At 65.9% G+C, this 18,502-nt stretch carries 14 protein-coding genes and 1 pseudogene; 6 read left to right on the top strand and 9 right to left on the bottom strand.

All coding sequences use genetic code 11. The annotated features are described in order from the left end of the window. A partial coding sequence (locus A2J02_RS18325; protein WP_068051909.1) for a hypothetical protein occupies positions 1-187 on the bottom strand: 187 nt, incomplete at its 3' end. A gap of 157 nt (positions 188-344) precedes the next feature. Between A2J02_RS18325 and A2J02_RS18320 the strand changes: the two genes are divergently transcribed. Beyond that, on the top strand, positions 345-779 hold the full coding sequence (locus A2J02_RS18320; RefSeq protein WP_068051906.1) for a nitroreductase family deazaflavin-dependent oxidoreductase: 435 nt from the start codon (positions 345-347) through the stop codon (positions 777-779). Between the two features lie 70 nt (positions 780-849). Beyond that, the gene (gene ilvA, locus A2J02_RS18315) at positions 850-2,205 is read left to right on the top strand and encodes a threonine ammonia-lyase IlvA (RefSeq protein ID WP_068051903.1); all 1,356 of its coding nucleotides are present in this window, start codon (positions 850-852) and stop codon (positions 2,203-2,205) included. A gap of 27 nt (positions 2,206-2,232) precedes the next feature. On the opposite strand, the gene A2J02_RS18310 is transcribed toward ilvA, so the two are convergent. Next, positions 2,233-2,757 carry a TetR/AcrR family transcriptional regulator gene (locus A2J02_RS18310; RefSeq protein ID WP_068051915.1) on the bottom strand — a complete coding sequence of 175 codons (525 nt, stop codon included), beginning with the start codon at positions 2,755-2,757 and terminating at the stop codon, positions 2,233-2,235. A gap of 124 nt (positions 2,758-2,881) precedes the next feature. Between A2J02_RS18310 and A2J02_RS18305 the strand changes: the two genes are divergently transcribed. Beyond that, entirely contained in the window at positions 2,882-4,438 is a 1,557-nt protein-coding gene (locus A2J02_RS18305) for an MFS transporter (RefSeq protein ID WP_394855263.1), read from the top strand. On the opposite strand, the gene treZ is transcribed toward A2J02_RS18305, so the two are convergent. The 4 genes from treZ to A2J02_RS18285 form a co-directional block, all read right to left on the bottom strand. Further along, positions 4,411-6,156: a malto-oligosyltrehalose trehalohydrolase gene (gene treZ, locus A2J02_RS18300; RefSeq protein WP_068051912.1), complete on the bottom strand. Its 1,746-nt coding sequence runs from the start codon at positions 6,154-6,156 to the stop codon at positions 4,411-4,413. The genes A2J02_RS18305 and treZ overlap by 28 nt on opposite strands. 26 nt (positions 6,157-6,182) lie before the next feature. Beyond that, the gene (treY, locus tag A2J02_RS18295) at positions 6,183-8,558 is read right to left on the bottom strand and encodes a malto-oligosyltrehalose synthase (protein WP_068051897.1); all 2,376 of its coding nucleotides are present in this window, start codon (positions 8,556-8,558) and stop codon (positions 6,183-6,185) included. Positions 8,559-8,561: 3 nt separating this feature from the next. Continuing rightward, positions 8,562-10,853 (bottom strand): glycogen debranching protein GlgX, encoded by a 2,292-nt coding sequence (gene glgX, locus A2J02_RS18290; RefSeq protein ID WP_068051894.1) that lies wholly within the window; start codon positions 10,851-10,853, stop codon positions 8,562-8,564. Between the two features lie 78 nt (positions 10,854-10,931). Further along, positions 10,932-13,052, bottom strand: coding sequence for an acyltransferase family protein (locus tag A2J02_RS18285; protein ID WP_068051892.1), 2,121 nt, complete (start codon positions 13,050-13,052; stop codon positions 10,932-10,934). A 294-nt stretch (positions 13,053-13,346) separates the two neighbouring features. Between A2J02_RS18285 and A2J02_RS18280 the strand changes: the two genes are divergently transcribed. Then, complete coding sequence (locus tag A2J02_RS18280; protein ID WP_068051889.1) at positions 13,347-14,561, top strand: MFS transporter; 1,215 nt, start codon at positions 13,347-13,349, stop codon at positions 14,559-14,561. A 214-nt stretch (positions 14,562-14,775) separates the two neighbouring features. On the opposite strand, the gene A2J02_RS18275 is transcribed toward A2J02_RS18280, so the two are convergent. Beyond that, positions 14,776-15,573 (bottom strand): MerR family transcriptional regulator, encoded by a 798-nt coding sequence (locus tag A2J02_RS18275; protein WP_068051886.1) that lies wholly within the window; start codon positions 15,571-15,573, stop codon positions 14,776-14,778. Positions 15,574-15,720: 147 nt separating this feature from the next. On the opposite strand from A2J02_RS18275, the gene A2J02_RS18270 reads away from it, so the two are divergent. Continuing rightward, positions 15,721-16,590, top strand: a complete 870-nt coding sequence (locus A2J02_RS18270) for a GGDEF domain-containing protein (protein WP_068051883.1) — start codon at positions 15,721-15,723, stop codon at positions 16,588-16,590. A gap of 3 nt (positions 16,591-16,593) precedes the next feature. Here A2J02_RS18270 and A2J02_RS18265 read toward each other — a convergent pair. Then, positions 16,594-17,195, bottom strand: a pseudogene (locus A2J02_RS18265) (CHAP domain-containing protein). Positions 17,196-17,242: 47 nt separating this feature from the next. Between A2J02_RS18265 and A2J02_RS18260 the strand changes: the two are divergent. Then, positions 17,243-18,022: an SIR2 family NAD-dependent protein deacylase gene (locus A2J02_RS18260; RefSeq protein ID WP_068051880.1), complete on the top strand. Its 780-nt coding sequence runs from the start codon at positions 17,243-17,245 to the stop codon at positions 18,020-18,022. A 39-nt stretch (positions 18,023-18,061) separates the two neighbouring features. Here the strand turns inward: A2J02_RS18260 and A2J02_RS18255 are convergent, their stop codons facing one another. Further along, positions 18,062-18,442, bottom strand: coding sequence for a helix-turn-helix transcriptional regulator (locus A2J02_RS18255; protein ID WP_231911478.1), 381 nt, complete (start codon positions 18,440-18,442; stop codon positions 18,062-18,064). Positions 18,443-18,502 lie beyond the last annotated feature (60 nt).

The raw sequence follows: 18,502 nt of genomic DNA, 5'->3' as shown, positions 1-18,502 counted from the left end.
CGGCGACCGCTGCGCCGGCCAGCACGGCTGCCTGCAGCGAGCCGGCGATGACGAGGGTCGCGGCGAACACGAGAAGTCCGAGTGCGAGGGCTTCGAGCTTGTAGACCGGCCATGCGATGCCTGCCACGTCCGCGGTGCGCAGGGTAGGAGCGGGTCGACGGGTCACCTGGGTGCTCGTGTAGGTCATCGCGTTCTCCTCTGGTGCCACCGGCAGATTCGGGTCTCCGCTGCGGGAAGTTCAGACTATACCCAACAAAAGATTCGGTCCACCGAACTTGGGCTCCGGCCTGGCATTGTTGCCGATCTCCTGGCGTCGCAACGTCGGTGGGTGTTGACTGAAAGCCATGCCATTGACAGGAGAATACGAACCGAGTTCATCCGACTGGGCCCGCGAGCAGGCCGAGCTGTACGAGAACTCCGGCGGAACCGAAGGCACGATGATGAACGGTATGCCGGTCGTGCTGCTGACCACGAAGGGCAACAAGAGCGGCAAGCTCCGCAAGTCGCCGTTGATGAGGGTCGAACACGACGGCGAGTACGCCATCGTCGCCTCCCTCGGCGGCGCGCCGAAACACCCCGTCTGGTACCACAACGTCAAGGCCGAGCCACTGGTCGAGCTACAGGACGGTCCCGAGAAGCACGACTACATCGCACGTGAAGTGACCGGCGACGAGAAGGCCGTGTGGTGGGAACGCTCGGTTGCCGCGTACCCCGACTACGCCGAGTACCAGAAGAAGACCGACCGCGAGATACCGGTTCTGGTTCTCTCGCGCGCCTGAGGAGTGTCTGCACCGGTCGTGGAACGGTCCCGGATGGGCAACCGTTCCACGCTGGTGGCAGCATGTCCTGGTGTCTTCATCCCCTGAACTCGCCTCCCAGCACTCATCGTCGGTAGCCGTCACCGCTGCCGACATCGATGCCGCTGCGGTGCGAATTTCTTCGGTGGTGGCCGCGACACCCCTGCAGCTGTGCGAGCGGCTGTCTGCGGAGACGGGCGCAAAGGTCTACCTCAAGCGCGAGGACCTGCAGATCGTGCGGTCGTACAAGATTCGCGGCGCATACAACCTGATGGATCAGCTGACGGATGCCGAGCGCGCCGTGGGCGTGGTGACGGCTAGCGCCGGCAACCATGCGCAGGGCGTCGCATTCGCATGCCGCACGATGCAGGTGCGGGGGAGGATCTACGTCCCGGCCAACACCCCGAAGCAGAAGCGTGACCGCATCCGGGTGCACGGTGGGGAATTCGTCGATCTCATCGTCATCGGCGACACGTTCGACGCGGCAGCTGCCGCCGCTGCCGAGGATGTCGCTCGTACCGGTGCCACGATGGTGCCGCCGTTCGACGACCCCCGAACCGTGGCCGGCCAGGGCACCATCGCCGCCGAGATCGTCGACCAGCTCGGCGGCGCACCGGATGTCGTCGTGATGCCGGTCGGCGGCGGCGGATGCATCGCGGGCATCTCGAGCTACCTGCGTGAGCGAGCACCGCAGACCTCACTGGTCGGCGTCGAGCCGTCCGGAGCCGCGTCGATGACCGCCGCACTGATCGCCGGTGGTCCGGTGACACTCGCCGACATCGATCCGTTCGTCGACGGAGCTGCCGTCCGCCGGATCGGAGACGTGCCGTACGCCGCGCTGCGGTCGCTGGGAGCGAGTGTGGTCTCGCATGCCTCGTTGCCGCTGCTCACTGCGCCGGTATTCGAAAGTGCGGGCCCGGGCGCGTTCCTGATCACACAGATCGACGAGGGCGCGATCTGCACGGCGATGCTGGCGCTCTATCAGAACGAGGGCGTCATCGCCGAGCCCGCGGGCGCACTCGCGGTGGCTGCGCTCGAGCACCTCGACATCGCCCCCGGCAGTACCGTCGTGTGCCTGGTCTCGGGTGGTAACAACGACGTCTCCCGTTACGGAGAAATTCTCGAGCGCTCTCTGGTCCACCTGGGGCTCAAGCACTACTTCCTGGTCGATTTCCCGCAGGAACCCGGGGCGCTGCGCCGATTCCTCGACGAGGTGCTCGGCCCCGAGGACGACATCACGTTGTTCGAGTACGTCAAGCGCAACAACCGCGAGACCGGAGCGGCTCTGGTGGGCGTCGAACTCGGGTCGGCGGCCGGATTGAGCCCGCTGCTCGAACGTATGCGGAATTCGCACCTGCACGTCGAGCAGCTGGAGCCGGGGTCTCCGGTGTACCGCTACCTGACCTGAGTCGGCCCACCGCACCTACCTGCGGCGTTACCGGCCGAGGAGGCGATCGACCACCTGTCGGTGCAGTTCGGGGTCCACGCCCGGGAGATCGAGGAGGGCTCCCAGGTAGATGCCGTCGCCGACGAGTCGGATGATCTCGGCCTGAACGGGGTCGTCGATTTCGGCGCGTAGCCCCTCGTCCCACAACCGCATCATCTCCGTGACTGCGTCCTGCACCTCGCCGGAATTACCGTCGACGCTCCGTAAAGCGGCCAGGGTCGATCGATACAGTGCGATCTCCTTCTCGGAGATGGAGTCGGGTGGTTGCAGATACCACTCGGACACCGAGGTGCCCCCCGCTGCAGCATCGGCGCGCTGCTGATCGGCCTGGGCACCGAGTCGCCTCACCATGGCGGCAACCAGGGCGTCCTTGGTCTTGAAGTGATAGAGCAAGCCGCCCTTGGAAACGCCTGCGGCGGCGGCGACACTGTCGAGGGTCACCTTGGTCATGCCGTGTTCGATCAGCATCGATTCGAGTGCGTCGAGTATTCGGTCGCGGGTGTCCGATGACATGAAACTCACTTTACCGGCTGGACGGTTCGCGGTACTCTCGATCACTGTACCGGCTGGACGGTCGGTGCCTGTCGTCGCTTCGGCCACCTACCCGGTCGTCGAGCGCAGAACGTAGGAGATCGTGGTGAGTGACGTGCGCACCGGTTCGGTGCACGAGGTCGACGGTGCGTCCGAGCATCGGGCCGGCCCCCGAGATTGGCTCGGGTTGGTGGTGCTTGCCTTCGCGGTGCTGCTCATCGCTGTGGACGGCACCGTCCTCGATCTGGCCCTGCCGTTCGTCAGCGCGGATCTGGCACCCACCAGCAACCAGCTGCTGTGGATCATCGACGTCTACTCGTTCGTCCTGGCCGGCCTGCTCATCACCATGGGCACGCTCGGTGACCGAATCGGTCGTCGTCGACTGCTGCTGATCGGAGCAGCGGGCTTCGGTCTCGCCTCGCTCGTCGCCGCCGTGTCGACCAGCGCCGAGATGCTCATCGCCGCCCGAGTGCTGCAGGGCATCTCCGGCGCAACTCTGATGCCCGCGACTCTGGGCCTGATCAGGACCATCTTCCTGAACCCGCGTCAACGCGTCGCCGCGATCGGCGTGTGGGGCGCGATGGCAGGCGGCGGTGCCGCCGCAGGCCCGCTCGTGGGCGGCTGGCTGCTCGAGCATTACTGGTGGGGATCGGTGTTCCTCATCAACATCCCCGTGATGATCGTGCTGATCGCGCTCGGGCCCCTGGTCATCCCCGAGTCCAAGGATCCGAACCCGGGGCGCTTCGACCTGACGAGCTCGGCACTGTCGATGCTTGCCATCGTCCCCGTGGTGTTCGCGGTGAAAGAGACTGCGGCACACGGATTCGACGTGGTCTACCTGCTCTCCGCGGTGGTCGGCGTCATCGCCGGGTACGTGTTCGTCCGTCGTCAGCGGACGCTTGCCGCCCCGATGATCGACCTACGACTGTTCGCCAACCGGGCGTTCTCGACGGGCGTGGCCACGAACTTCCTGTCGGTGTTCGCCCTCGCCGGGGTGTTGTTCTTCGGCTCGCAGTACCTGCAGCTCGTGCTCGGCAACAGCCCACTCGAAGCCGGATTGTTGCTGCTGCCCGGCACCGCCGCCAGTATCGTCACCTCACTGCTGGTCGCGGTCCTGGTTCGATACTTCAGCGCGGGAACGGTTCTCGGCGTCGCGATGATCGTCGCCGCCGTGGGCGCAGGCATCCTGGTCGGACTCGCGACCGACAGCGGACCGGCGTTGTTCATCGCAGGGTTCGTCCTGGTGGGAGCCGGGGTCGGTGTGGCGCTCACGCTGACCTCCGAGTTGGTCGTCAGCTCCGTCGAACCCGAACGAGCGGGAGCGGCCTCGGCGGTGTCGGAGACCGCGTACGAGCTGGGTATCGCGTTGGGTGTCGCCGTACTCGGCACCGTGGTCATGGCCATCTTCCGTCGCGGAATCGACGTCACCCAGTTGACCCCCGAGCTCGGAGCCAGGGCAGGGGAGACACTCGGCGGCGCGGATGCGGTGGCTCGTGAGTTGCCGGACTCGGTGGCGACGGTTCTGCTCGATTCCGCGCATGCTGCGTTCGTGTCGGGCATGCATGTCGCGGCCGTCGCCACCGCGGTGGTGCTGGCGATCACCGCCGTGTTCGTCCTGGTCAATCTACGTAAGCGTCAGGACTCCAACACGACGACGGAGTGACCGGGAACCGTGGTGGCAGAGCCGGTCTCGTCCGAGGTCGTCGGCTCCCACTCGAGCAGTGCGGAGCCGCCGACCGGCACCGTCACTGCGGATTCGGACAGGTTGCACACCACGCTGATGCGGCCTCGGCGTACGACGATCCATTGCGCGTCCTCGTCGTACTCCACCTTCACGTGGTCGAGCCACGGATCGGTCAGTTCGGTCCGGTCACGACGCAGCCGCAACAGATCGCGGTAGACGGCCAACAGTCGCCCATGATCGCCGTCGCCCAACTCCGACCAGTTCAGCTTCGACCGCGTGAACGTCTCGGGATCCTGCGGATCGGGGATATCGCTCTTGTCCCAACCGTGCTCGGCGAACTCCGCCTTGCGCCCCTCTGCGGTGGCCTTGCCCAGCTCGGGCTCGGGGTGCGAGGTGAAGAACTGGAACGGCGTAGACGCTCCCCATTCCTCGCCCATGAACAGCATCGGAGTGTAGGGGGAGGTCAGCACCAGGGCGGCCTTGATCGCGAGCTGGCCGGGGGAGAGGTAGAAGCCCGGTCGGTCGCCGATCGCACGGTTGCCCACCTGATCGTGTGTGGGCGTGTAGGTCACCAGGGAACTGGCCGGGATACGCCGGGTGTCCAGTGGGCGACCGTGGACGCGACCGCGGAAACTCGAGTACGTTCCGGCGTGAAAGAAGCCCTGCCGCAGCGTGTTCGCAAGCCCCTGCAGTGAACCGAAATCACCGTAGTAACCCTGCCGCTCACCGGAGACCGCGGCATGGATCGCGTGGTGGATGTCGTCGTCCCACTGGGCGTCGAGTCCGTAACCGCCACCCGATCGAGCAGTGATCAGCATCGGATCGTTGAGGTCGCTCTCGGCGATCAGGGTCAATGGCCGACGCAGATGAGCGGAGAGGCTTCGCGTTTCGATCGAGAGCTGTTCGAGGAGGTGTATCGCAGTGTGGTCGACGATCGCGTGCACCGCGTCGAGTCGCAGCGCGTCGATGTGGAACTCGGAGAACCATCGCAGCGCGTTGTCGAGGGCGTAGCGCCGCACCTCGCCCGAGTCGGCCTCGGCGTAGTTGATCGCCTGGCCCCAACTGTTGGCACCCTCGGTCATGTACGGGCCGAAGCGGTCGAGGTAGTTGCCGGACGGGCCGAGGTGGTTGTAGACCACGTCCAGAACGACGCCGATGCCGTGGCCGTGGCACGCATCGACCAAGCGCTGCAAGCCTTCCGGGCCGCCGTACGCCTCGTGCACGGTGTACCAGAGAACACCGTCGTAGCCCCAGTTGTGCACGCCGTTAAACCCGTTGACCGGCATGATCTCGATGAACGTCACGCCGAGATCGACGAGATGATCGAGCTTGGTGATGGCCGCATCGAACGTGCCCTCGTCGGTGAACGTGCCGATATGCATTTCGTAGATCGACGAGCCGGGCAGCTGCCGGCCGGTCCAGGCCGCGTCGGTCCACAGCGTCGGATCGACGTCGAAGACCTGGGACAGCTCGTGGACTCCGTCGGGCTGCCGCGGCGACCGCGGATCCGGGAGGGCCTTGTCTGCGTCGTCGAGCAGGAAGCCGTAACGACTCGTCGGGCTGCACTCGACATCCGCGTGCCACCACCCGTTCGAGGAGCGCTGCATCGGATGCACCGTGTCGTCGAGTTGGAGCCGGACCGTCTCGGGGGTCGGTGCCCAGACCTGGAACCGACGAGTTGCTGCTGCCGATGTCACTGCCGGTGATGTCACTGCGGGAGACGTCACTGTGTCACCGTTCCTTCGTTGTCGCGCACCAGAAGTGCGACCGGGAGCGAGGCGAACACCTCGGCCACCGACACGGTGCCGGTGTGTTCGACGTCGGTGAGCCGATCGCGCCAGCGACCGTCGGGCAGGGTCACGGTCGTCTCGCCCCACCCCTGCTCGGCCAAACCGAGGGAGAGCCGGGTGGCCAGTGCCACCACGTCGGCGTTGCCGGGCAGTGGGCCACGTGCGAATCCGACGAGGTGCTCGGCTGCGGATCCGTCCGCGACGATGGGTGCGTAGGTTCCGCCGACGAAACTCGCGGGTCGCTCGCGTCGCACGTGCAGGGCGGAGCGAACGACGGCGAGCTTGGCGGCACCCGTATCGACCGAGAGCGCAGCGGGGTTCGACGCGGCGAGCATCGATCGACGAACCGAGTAGTCGACGGGCCTGCGGTTGTCGGGGTCGACGAGCGAATCCTCCCACAGCTCGGTGCCCTGGTATACATCGGGGATGCCGGGTCCGGCCAGATTCAACAGCTTCTGGCCCAGAGCGTCGGAATGGCCGTGCGGAGCGAGCTTCTCGACGAGCATCGACATCGAACGGGCGACGGCACCGTCGAAGATCGCGTCGAGCCAGCTGTGTACTGCGGACTCGAATTCCTCGTCCGGATCGGTCCACGTGGTGCGAAGGGCGGCCTCGCGAATCGCCTTCTCCGCGTAGGCATGGACGCGTTCACGCAACGAGGAGGTGACCACGCCGTCCGCCGGCCAAACTCCGAACAGGTTCTGCCACAAGAACATTCCGGTGGTGCCGTCGGGACTCGGGGTCAGTTCTTCCCAGTCCGTGATGCATCGGGCCCACAGCTCGGGAGTCTGCGACAGCACGCCGATGCGCGCTCGCACGTCCTCGCCTCGCTTGGTGTCGTGAGTCGACAGCGTCGTCATCGCCGCCGGCCATCGCTTCGCGCGGTCCGCATTGGTGAGATGGAAGAACTCTGTGCTGCAACCGAATCGGCCGGGATCGCCGCCGACCTCCTGCAACGAGATTAGCCGGTTGGCGCGGTAGAACAGGCAGTCCTCGACGCCCTTGGCGGTGACGGCACCGCACACCTGATCGAATCGCACCGGCGATTCGGCACCGCCGATGAGAGCTGTCGTCAACGCACCGAGGCCGGCTGCCAGTTCGGGCTGCTCCTCGCCGACGTCCGCGATCACGCCGGGCAGTACGCGGGCCAGCGGTGCGTAGTCGGTCCTGTACACGGGGACGGCCGCGACGACAGCGACGATCGCGTCGATGACGGACTCGAGCTCGACGGTGGTGCCGGACTCCCGTACGACCGCCCGGGCGAGGCGTCGCACCTCCGGGGACAGATCCCCGCGGGCGACACCGGTCTTGAGGTCGAGTTCCGTCTCGTGCAGCGTCTCGCTGTCGTAGGCGATGCCCGAGCGCACCTGAGAAAGTGCGGTGAGCGCGTGCACGCCCTCGGGATCGACGAAGACTCCGCCGACCGCGGCCAGGGCGTCGTATCCGGTCGTGCCGTCGACGGGGAGCGATTCGTCCAGCGGTTCGCCGTCGGCCAGAATCTTCTCGATGACCAGCCACCGGTCGGGGCCGAGGAGCCCGCGTAGTTCGGTGAGGTAGCCGGCCGGGTCGGCCAGGCCGTCGGGATGGTCGACGCGAAGTCCGTCGATCAGACCGTCCTCGATCCAACTGGCCACCTGGCGATGGGAGTCGGTGAAGACGTCGAGGTCTTCCTGCCGAATTCCTGCCAGGCCGTTCACCGAGAAGAACCGTCGGTACCCGATCAGTCCATCGGACCAGCTCACCAGTCGGTACGCCTGACGATCGTGTACGGCCCGCGCGTCGCCGCTGTCCGTGCCGTCGGCGATGGGGAAGCGGTGCTCGTAGAACGCGAGCAGAGGCTGGTCCTCGGAGCGGTCGACGGTCAATTCGCCGACGTCGCTCGCGCTACCGAGAACCGGAATGGCGATCTTGCCGTCGACGCCGTTGTCGGCTCCGAAGTCGATGTCGAAGTACGTCGCGTAGTCGGAGTCACGGCCGCGTCGCAGCACGTCCCACCACCATGCGTTCTGCCGCGGGTCCTCCACTCCGACGTGGTTGGGGACGATGTCGACGATGATCCCCATGCCCAGCTCTGCCGCGCGAGAATGCAACTGCGTCAACGCTTCCCGGCCACCCAGTGCGGCCGAGACCGTGGCGGTGTCGGTGACGTCGTAGCCGTGGGTCGAGCCCTCGGTCGCAGTCAGGATGGGCGACAGATACAGGTGGGTGACCCCGAGGTCGTGAAGGTAGCCGACCACGTCGGAGGCGTCGGCCAGGGTGAAGGCATCGCCCCGCAGTTGTAACCGGTATGTACTGGTGGGCAGCGGCATATGTCAGGCAGTCTTTCGTAGAACGAGCAGGGAACGAGCGGTGACTTCCACGGGTGTACCCGCTTCGATCGATTTCTCACTTGTCCCGGTTCGCGACGCGGTGTTCAGCGCCACAGTCCATTCCTTGGCGTAGTTCCCGTCCGGGGTCACGAACTCGATGGTCTCGTGATGTGCGTTGAAGCACAACAGGAACGAGTCGTCGACGACGCGCTCGCCGCGCTGGTTCGGTTCCGGGATTCCGTCACCGTTGAGGAAGACCGTCAGCGACTTGCCGAAACCGCTGTCCCAGTCCTCCGGGGTCATCTCCTCGCCCGCCGGAGTGAGCCAGGCGATGTCTCGGGCCTGCTCGCCGGTGCGAATGGGGCGGCCCTCGAAGAATCGTCGACGCCGGAACACCGGATGCTCTGCGCGCAGCGAGATGGCGTTGCGGGTGAACTCGATCAGTTCGGCGTTCTTCTCGGCCAACGACCAGTCCATCCAGGCGAGTTCGGAGTCCTGGCAGTAGACATTGTTGTTGCCCTGCTGAGTACGCGCCATCTCGTCGCCGTGGGCGATCATGGGCGTGCCCTGGCTGAGCAGCAACGTCGCCATGATGTTGCGGATCTGGCGGGCACGCAGGTCCAGGATCTCCGGATCGTCCGTCGGGCCTTCCACACCGCAGTTCCACGAGCGGTTGTGGCTCTCGCCGTCGTTGTTGTCCTCACCGTTGGCGTCGTTGTGCTTGTCGTTGTACGACACCAGATCGTTGAGCGTGAACCCGTCGTGCGCGATGACGAAGTTGATGCTGGCACCGGGGCGACGGCCGGTGGCCTCGTACAGATCCGAGGATCCGGTCAACCTCGACGCGAACTCGCCCAGCGTCGCCGGCTCGCCCCGCCAGTAGTCGCGCACGGTGTCGCGGTACTTGCCGTTCCACTCCGTCCACAGGCCGGGGAAGTTGCCGACCTGGTAGCCGCCTTCGCCCACGTCCCAGGGCTCGGCGATGAGCTTCACCTGGCTGACGACCGGATCCTGTTGCACCAGATCGAAGAACGCGCTCAGGCGATCGACGTCGTGCAGTTCGCGCGCCAGGGTGGACGCGAGGTCGAATCGGAATCCGTCCACGTGCATCTCGGTGACCCAGTAGCGCAGTGAGTCCATGATGAGCTGCAGCGTGTGCGGGTGTCGCGCATTGAGGCTGTTGCCGGTTCCGGTGTAGTCCATGTAGTGCTCGAGGTCGCCGTCGACGAGCCGGTAGTACGCGGCGTTGTCGATCCCGCGGAAGCTGATGGTCGGGCCCATGTGGTTGCCCTCGGCGGTGTGGTTGTAGACCACGTCGAGGATCACTTCGATGCCTGCGGCGTGGAACGAACGAACCATGGCCTTGAACTCGGTGACGGCGGCACCGGGGGACTTGTGTGAGGAGTACTCCGCGTGCGGGGCCAGGAAGCCGAACGTGTTGTAGCCCCAGTAGTTTCGCAGCCCTTTGTCCAGCAGAACCTGATCCTGCATGAACTGGTGCACCGGCATCAGCTCGATGGCCGTGACACCGAGGTGGTTGAGGTGGTCGATGATCACCGGATGCGCCAGGCCCGCGTAGGTGCCGCGCTCGGCTTCGGGGATGTCGGGATGGTTGATCGTCATGCCCTTGACGTGGGCCTCGTAGATCACCGTCTCGTGGTACGGGCGCTTGGGGGCGCGATCGGCCTGCCAGTCGAAGAAGGGGTTGATGACGACGGTGGTCATCGTGTGTCCGAGCGAATCGTGCTGGGGGAAGTCGTTGTTCGGCGCGTCGTCGTGCGCGAGGGGAGCGTCCTCGATGATCTCGTCGTCGGGATCGGTGAGATCGGTGGTGTCCTCGAACGGTGCCTCGGAGTCGAGTGAATCCGCGGATTCTTCGTCGGTCGGTACCGCGGCCTCGGGTTCGGGAGCCGGCGCATCCATGTTGTACGAGAACAGCGATCGGTCGCCGTCGAACGATCCCTCGAACGCCTTGCCGTACGGATCGACGAGCAGCTTGCTCGGATCGCAGCGGTGCCCGGCCGCTGGATCCCACGGGCCGTGCACGCGGTAGCCGTAGCGCTGACCCGGTTCCACCGTGGGCAGATACGCGTGCCAGACGTAGCCGTCGGACTCCTCGAAACGGATGCGGGTCTCGGTTCCGTCAGCGGCGATCAGGCACAGATCCACGGCCTCAGCGGCCTCGGAGAACAATGCGAAATTGGTTCCTGCTCCGTCGTAGGTCGCGCCGAGCGGATAAGCGGATCCCGGCCATACTGCGATGGCAGGCGTGTCGTCGGAGGCTTCGTGCAGCATGGATCAACCCTACTGTGGCGGCTGGGCCCGGGCTTACCGAGCGCGAGCCGCATGCCCCTGGCCTTGGACCGACTCCGATCACGGTCCGGCCCACCAGCCGGTGGCCGATCCGATCTGTCGGCCCAGCTCGGTGGTGAGCGTTCGCACGTAGGTGGCGGTCAGATGGTGTTCGTCACGGTAGATCAGAACGTTCCCCTGCTCGGCGCGGCACACGGTGTCGTCGCACACCGCATCGGACAGGTCGAGAGCAGAGAACCCGGGCAGCTGGAACGAGGAGGCCAGGGCCGGGTTGACGGGGTCCAGCGCCTCGTCCCTCGGGATACCGCAGGAGGCGGCCGTGCCGCCGTCGGCGAGGCAGTCGATGGCCCGATACGCGAGCCACGGGGTGTCTCGGATGCCCAGAATTCCGACGCCGTTCGCGGTCAGTTGCTGCCACACCGAGGCGTACCAGGGCGGTGTGAAGTCGCCGGGCGCGTCCTCCCTGGGCCGGGTGGCGGTGGTGAACAGGTAGTCGGGTTGCATCTCGGCCACCTCGGCCAGCACGGTCTGTGTCCAGTCCAGGCAGTCGGGGTATTCGTTGGGGCCGAGCATCGGCATCGTGTCCGTGCTCAGCGGGCAGCCCATCTTCAAGAACGTGACGACCGCGAAGCCGTGCCGGAGACCGAGCGTGTCGAGGGCGGTCACCCAGTGTTCGGCGTGCGAGCTGCCTGCAAGCACGATCGTCCGGTCCGAGTCGACGTCGCCGTAGGTACACGAGACCGCGTCGCGCGTCTCGAAGTCCGCGATGCAGCCCTCGAGGGTGGTGGCCGGCAGATCCTCGGGGGCGGAGTACAGCGGGGGACTGACGTCGGCCGGCTCCACGCGAATCCCGTCGGTCAGTTCGAGCGCTCCGGGGTGAGTCTGCTCGTCGACCGATCCGTCGGCTTGCACGGCGTTGATCGACCGGTCGATGTGGAAGTTCCATCCGATCGACCCTGCCGTCACCGTGACGGCAGCGATCGCCGCAGTCGCAGTCACCGCGATGCGTGCCGGCGTGAATGTCGGCGACTGCGTGGGTCGCTCGACGAGGCGGACGGTGAGCCATGCCAATGCAACCGAGGCTCCGACGATGCCGAGACCGCCGAGAACGTCGGCGTGAGGTCGGCCAGTGGCCGACAGGTAGAAGATCAGCAGCGGCCAGTGCCACAGGTACAGCGGAAACGCGATGGATCCGAGCCAGGCGAAGAACCGGTTGGAGAGCGTGGCCGCCACTGCGGTCTCGGAGCCCGCGACGATCAACGCGAGGGTGGCCAGCACCGGAATCAGGGCCAGGGGACCGGGAAACGCCGATACACCGTCCACGAGAAAGCCGCACGCGACGATGACCGCTATTCCGATACCGGCAAGGGCCCCGCGTAGCTGCGACCGCGTTCGGGTGTCATCGGAGGACGGCTCGCCGCTGCGTGCGGCGAACACGGCGGCGACTGCGGCTCCGAGCATGATTTCCCACAGCCGGGCACCGGTGTCGTAGTAGTTCCACGCCTGGTGGCGTTGCACACCTTCCGCTGCGTACACGAAGGAGACCACCGCGATGACGGCGAATATCACCGCGAACGTCAGCGGTCGAAAGCTTCGTGGTCCGTCGGGACGCACGGTGCGTCGTATCCACGCGAGACCGAACACGACAGCGATGGCCAGTAGATAGAACTGGAACTGGACGGCCACCGACCACAGGTGCTGAAGAGGGCTCACCGAGGGGTCGGCCGCAAGGTAGTCGTTCGCCGTCGTCGCCAGCTGCCAGTTCACGTAGTAGAAGACGCCGGATACGAGTTGATCGCCCAGGTCGGCCCAGCGAGTGCGCGGCAGCAGGAATACCGATGCGACGGCAACCGCGGCCAGCGTGATCAGCAGGGGAGGCCCGAGCCTGCGCAGCACCCGAGTGATCCGGGTGAACGGATTCAGGCTCGCCCCGGCCTCGGCCGATCTCAGCAGAGATGCGGTGAAGAAGAAGCCGGACAGGGTGAGAAATACATCGACGCCTCCCGACACCCGACCCATCCAAATGTGGAATACGACAACGAGCGCGATGGCCACGCCGCGCAGCCCGTCGAGGTCGTGCCGCTGCGGTGGCCGCTGCGGTCCGCTGGGCGAAAGAGCGGTGTCCCCCTGAGCCGGAACAACCGAAGCCGAAGTATCGGAGCTGCTGTGGGGTACGTGCATGGAGGAGAAGTGACTTCCCGGCTGTGTATCGACCACTCGGTCGGGGGTCGCGGACGGTGGTACCCGGTTCTGGTGAAGACGGGATTCTGGGGCAAACAATACGTGTACGTGAGGTGAAGTAACCCTCGGAGTCTGCTTTGCCGCGATATGCCCAGTTCGGGGACGGTTTCGGTCTGATCCAGCGGTGTCTGGCTTGCGCATGTATAGCGCATATGCAAGCATTTGCTCAGCGCGTGCAACTACACGCGATAGCGCGATAATTGCGTACGCATCTTCCAATCAGGAGTATCGGACATGCCACTCGGCCTGCTCGCCCTCGCCATCGGGGGATTCGGAATCGGTTTGACCGAATTCGTCATCATGGGGCTACTGCCCGAAGTCGCGGCCGATTTCGCGGTCAGCGAGGCCACGGCCGGTTGGCTCATCACGGGCTACGCGCTGTCCGTGGTCGTCGGGGCCCTGCTCGTCACCGCCGCCGTGACACGGTTTCCTCGCAAGAGTGTCCTGCTCGCACTGATGTGTCTGTTCATCGTCGGCAATCTCGTCTCCGCACTGTCGAGCAGCTACGAAATGATGCTGCTCGGCCGCGTCGTTGCAGCGCTGTGTCACGGAGCGTTCTTCGGCATCGGTGCCGTCGTGGCGGCCAGCCTCGTCGAGCCGGCGAAGAAGGCGGGTGCGATCGCCATGATGTTCGCCGGTCTGACCGCCGCCAACGTCCTCGGAGTTCCGTTCGGGACGTTCCTGGGTCAGAACCACGGTTGGCGCTCGACGTTCTGGGCGATCACGGTGATCGGCGTCGTTGCGCTGATCGGTATCGCCGCCCTCGTTCCTCGTGACAACGGGAGCGGTGAGGTGAGCAATCTGCGTCGAGAGCTGCGCGCGTTCCGGTCGGTGCAGGTGTGGCTGTCCATCGCGGTCACGGTGCTCGGGTACGGCGGCATGTTCGGTGCGTTCACCTACATCGCGTTCACGCTCACCGATGTCAGTGGCTTCGCGTCGAGTTCGGTGCCGTGGCTGCTCGTGCTGTTCGGCGGTGGATTGTTCGTCGGCAATTACCTCGGCGGCAAGGCAGCAGACCGCAACCTCACCGGATCGCTGACGATTCTGCTGGGTGCACTGACCGTCGTACTCGTCTTCTTCGCGCTCACCGCGGAGAGTCGCCCGGCGACGATCGCATCCCTCGTGTTGATGGGTGCGTTCGGCTTCGCGACGGTCCCGGGGCTGCAGATGCGGGTGATGTCGTTCGCATCCGACGCTCCGACGATGGCGTCCGGCGCGAACATCGCCGCGTTCAACCTGGGAAATGCGTTGGGCGCGTGGCTCGGTGGTGTGACGATCTCGGCCGGTCTCGGCTACACCTCGCCCATCTGGGCCGGATCCGGTATCACCGCGGCGGCCTTGATGGTGCTGTTGTTCGCAACCGGACTGCTCCGACGCGCCGACGCGGATCCGATCGAGGGGGCGGACCGACCGAGCGCTGCGACCAGTGCCGCGGGATCGTCCACGTGAAGGCCGAAGGAGTGGGCACTACCCTCGACCCTCCACCGCCGCAGGGGTGCGGGCACGGACACCACTGTTGCGCAGGACAAATCGATGTCGACGGTGGTGCCGTCCTGATTCGGTAGGACGAGTCGGCCGCCGTCGAGCGTCGGCGACACGACGCCGAAGCGGTGGTGAATTCGGGCGGAGACAATGCTCGCTCGGTCCACCGTCGCGACGACCGTCATCGACTATCACCCGGTCTGCTCGGTTCGGTGGTCTGCAGACGTGCGGTGGCTTCGATGATCACTGCGCGCTGAGCGGGATCGGGCACGATGTCGTCGATGCTCAGCGGGCCGGTCTCGTCGGCAGTGTCGTCGGGCGCAGCCGAGAGAAGAGCGCCGATATCGAGCATCGAGGCCAATTCTGCTGCGAGCGAATCGATGTCGTCTGCGGCATCGTCGACGTCTCGGCCTTCGAGCGCGCTGAATCTACGCAGGAGCGCCAGGTATGTCTGCCGGGTTCCGGGATCGGCCAGCGCCGCTGTCGTCGTCTCGAAGAACGATGCGGGGACGGTGCCCGCGATCGCCATCACCTCAAGCAGGTCACGCTCACGGAGCAGCGCTTCTCGCTCGGTCTCCGCAGCGGCATCGATCAATGCGGCAAGTGTGTCCGCCGCATCGCGCGGCAGAGCGGTCAGTGGACGATGCTCGACGGCGTCGTCGAGCAGGACCGACAGTCGAGTGTGCTTGTGCGCCAACGCTTTCTGCTCCGATTCGATACCGGCCAGCAGAGCCCGTAGATCAGCGACCACGTTGCTCTCGTCCGCCTCGGACCGGTCGAGGGCGGCTGCTATCGCGCCGAGGGGCATTCCGGCATCGGCGAGCCAGCGGATTCTCATGAGTCGAACCACGTCGTCGATCGTGTACTCGCGATACCCGTTGGACAGACGGCGTGGCTCACCGAGCAGGCCGAGACGGTGATAGTGCCGCACTGTTCGAGGTGTCGTTCCGGCGGCGTCGGCCAGGGATCCGATTCTCATGTGTTCAGTGTGAACCGTGACGCTATGTCAAGGTCAAGATCGGCAGAGCCCTGCTCACGTGCCGCCCGGGTGCGACGCACCGAGTATTCTCGGTAGTCCGTGCGATTCGACGTGGCTTGCACTGTTCGAGGAAGAGACCGGCTGAAGATGGTCGACACCGAACGTTGGTATCGGGAGATGTTCGAGGCCAGCACGGTCGGATTGGCCCTGGCCGACGAGAACGGATTGTTGGTTCTCGCAAACGAGGCGTACGCGGCCATCGTCGGTTGTCCCCGTCACCTGTTGGCCGGCCGGTCCTCTCGCGAGTTCACTCATCCCGACGATCTGGCCCAGCATGCCGCCATGGAACAGATCATGGCCGACGCCAAGGCGCGTGGGGAATCGGTGCACGTCGAGAAGCGCTACCTGCATCCGGACGGCACGGTCCGGTGGGGATGGGTCTCGGCCAGTGAGGTCCCGGGCCCCGGGGGCATTCGGTGGACGATGGCTGTAGTGCACGACACCACCGATCGTCGGCGCGTCGAGGACGACCTTCGGCAGGCCGCGCAGACCGATGCCCTCACCGGATTGCTCAACCGGCGTGGATGGCGAGATCGGCTGCATCAGTTGACGACACCGCGCGGTGCCGATGTCGTATTGGCTCTGGCGATGCTCGACTTCGACCGGTTCAAGTCGTACAACGACAAGTACGGGCACGGACGCGGAGATCGGCTGTTGATTCGGTTCTCTGCTGCTGCCGAGGACCTGCTCGGTGGCCGCGGATCCATCGCCAGATGGGGCGGCGAGGAGTTCGCTCTGGTGATGCCCGGCGTGGGTGCGACGACCATGTCGGCCGTGCTGGCCGAGTTGTCGGCGGTCGTGCCCGACGGACAGAACTTCTCTGCCGGCTACACGACACTGCGTGCCGGGGAGTCCGTCGACGACTGCTTCGACCGCGCGGACATGTTGCTCTATCGAGCCAAACGAGACGGCGGCGCTCGTTCGTACGGTGACGCAGATGCAATCCCGCCGGAGTGACCGTCAGCTCTGGAGTCGACCGAATCCGACTACCCCGGAATCGGATTCGTAGTGCAGCGTGTGCACTCTGATCTTGCCGGCCTCGTTGCCGCCGACGGTGACGGCCTCGTCGCCGTCGACTGCGACGATCACGTTGGTGTGTTGTCCGCTGAAGCTCGTGTTGTCGTAGAGCACCACATCGCCCACTGATGGCGTGTAGTCGCCGACGGCCTCGAATCGTCCCTGCTCCTGGTAGTACTCCTGCAGGGTGTAGACGCCGGGAATGCGCCACGAACCCGAATGGGGGGGTTCGACAACGGCAGGTCGGCCTCCTTCATGATCCAGCTGACGAAATCGGCGCACCACGCTTCCTCGACGCCCTCGGCGTAGAACGTGCCCGGACGCTGCAGTTCGTGCTCGGTACGCAGGAGTTCGACCACCCGAGCCTGATCGGCGGTCAGCTCGCCGGTGCTCACCTCGGGGAACGCTTCGGTGTCCCACGGGAGGTACCGGCTCGGTGCCAGCCACAGAACCCCGACAGCCACCACCACCACGACGGCAGCTGCGCCGGCGGCCAACCACAGTGGCAGGCGTCGTCGAGTGCGCGCGGTGGTGTCGATGCTCATGCGACCACGGTAGCGCGACGTGGCACACCGCTCGGCACAATAACCGGGTGAGCACTTCCGAGAACCAGTCGCCCGTAGCCGTTCCGAAGCCCGTCGTGGACTCCGCGCGAGAGGCCTCGCGGATCACCGTACTCACCGGCGCAGGCATGTCCGCCGAGTCGGGGATTGCCACATTTCGGGATGCCCAGAGCGGATTGTGGAAGGACTTCGACCCCAGAGATCTCGCGAGCCCGGAGGGGTGGTCGGCCGACAGCGATCTGGTGTGGGGCTGGTATCGATGGCGAGCCGAATTGGTCCGACGCTCCGAGCCCAACGCCGGTCACGTGGCACTTGCGCAATGGCAGCAACGGGCGCACGTGGACATCGCCACCCAGAATGTCGACGACCTGCACGAGAGGGCCGGGGCCACGGTTCTCGCGCACGTGCACGGCAGTCTGTTCGAGCCGTACTGCAGCGACTGTGGAACACGAGCATCGTTCGACGACGGTGCGGCCGACGCCCCGGCCGAGGCCGATCAGCGAGTTCCGCCGCCGGAATGCCCGCTGTGCGGCGGGCTGATCAGGCCCGGAGCGGTATGGTTCGGCGAATCTTTGCCCGAGGCCGCGTGGGAGGCGGCCGAGCACGCGGTTAGTGAGGCCGACCTCGTTCTCGTCGTCGGTACGTCCGGAGTGGTGTACCCGTTCGCCGGGCTGCCCGCGATCGCCCGCAGCGCCGGAGCGACGGTGGTCGAGATCAACCCGGTCGAGACCGAGGTCTCGGACATGGCCGATCACCGGTGGCGCACCACGGCCGCGACGGGATTGCCGGCATTGGTTGCGCAACTCTGACTTCTGGTGGCGTGGAAAACGGTGATGCCCACTCCCAGGTCACGCGGTGGTCAATGCCTCGATCAGAGCGTTCATTGCCGATGCGGCACTGTCGGTTTCGGTGGGCCCCAGAGCGGCGAGGCTGGCGATGAGTGCTGCTATCTCGGGGGCGGTCAACCGCACTGGCCGAGGCGAGGCGACACTTGCCAGCCGAGATCCGCCGTGCACACCCGGCACCGCATCGAGGGGGACCCCGGACTCACGCAACCGGGCGAGGTCGCGTTCGACGGTGCGCACGGAGACCCCGAGCCGCTGCGCGAGTTCGGGCGAGGTCAACGGCGCAGCCGCCGACCCCAGCCACTCGACGATCCGCTGCTGACGTGCGACGCGGCGCAGGGTGAGTGCGCTGTCGAGCGACCGGGGCGCATTCTGCTTCGGCACCGTCCGAATTTTTCCCGATTCCCGACACAGCCCTGACGGGAATGGGTCCTACCGTTGTCG

Origin of the sequence: Rhodococcus sp. EPR-147 (assembly GCF_001647185.1) — a bacterium.
Taxonomy (GTDB): domain Bacteria; phylum Actinomycetota; class Actinomycetes; order Mycobacteriales; family Mycobacteriaceae; genus Rhodococcoides.
This window is presented reverse-complemented; position numbering and strand designations above follow the sequence as displayed.

Excerpts from the sequence above, each read along its gene's own strand:
- A2J02_RS18320 (WP_068051906.1), top strand. The coding sequence starts at position 345 with ATGCCATTGACAGGAGAATACGAACCGAGTTCATCCGACTGGGCCCGC.
- A2J02_RS18310 (WP_068051915.1), bottom strand. The coding sequence starts at position 2,757 with ATGTCATCGGACACCCGCGACCGAATACTCGACGCACTCGAATCGATG.
- treY (WP_068051897.1), bottom strand. The coding sequence starts at position 8,558 with ATGCCGCTGCCCACCAGTACATACCGGTTACAACTGCGGGGCGATGCC.
- glgX (WP_068051894.1), bottom strand. The coding sequence starts at position 10,853 with ATGCTGCACGAAGCCTCCGACGACACGCCTGCCATCGCAGTATGGCCG.
- A2J02_RS18285 (WP_068051892.1), bottom strand. The coding sequence starts at position 13,052 with ATGCACGTACCCCACAGCAGCTCCGATACTTCGGCTTCGGTTGTTCCG.
- A2J02_RS18280 (WP_068051889.1), top strand. The coding sequence starts at position 13,347 with ATGCCACTCGGCCTGCTCGCCCTCGCCATCGGGGGATTCGGAATCGGT.
- A2J02_RS18275 (WP_068051886.1), bottom strand. The coding sequence starts at position 15,573 with ATGAGAATCGGATCCCTGGCCGACGCCGCCGGAACGACACCTCGAACA.
- A2J02_RS18270 (WP_068051883.1), top strand. The coding sequence starts at position 15,721 with ATGGTCGACACCGAACGTTGGTATCGGGAGATGTTCGAGGCCAGCACG.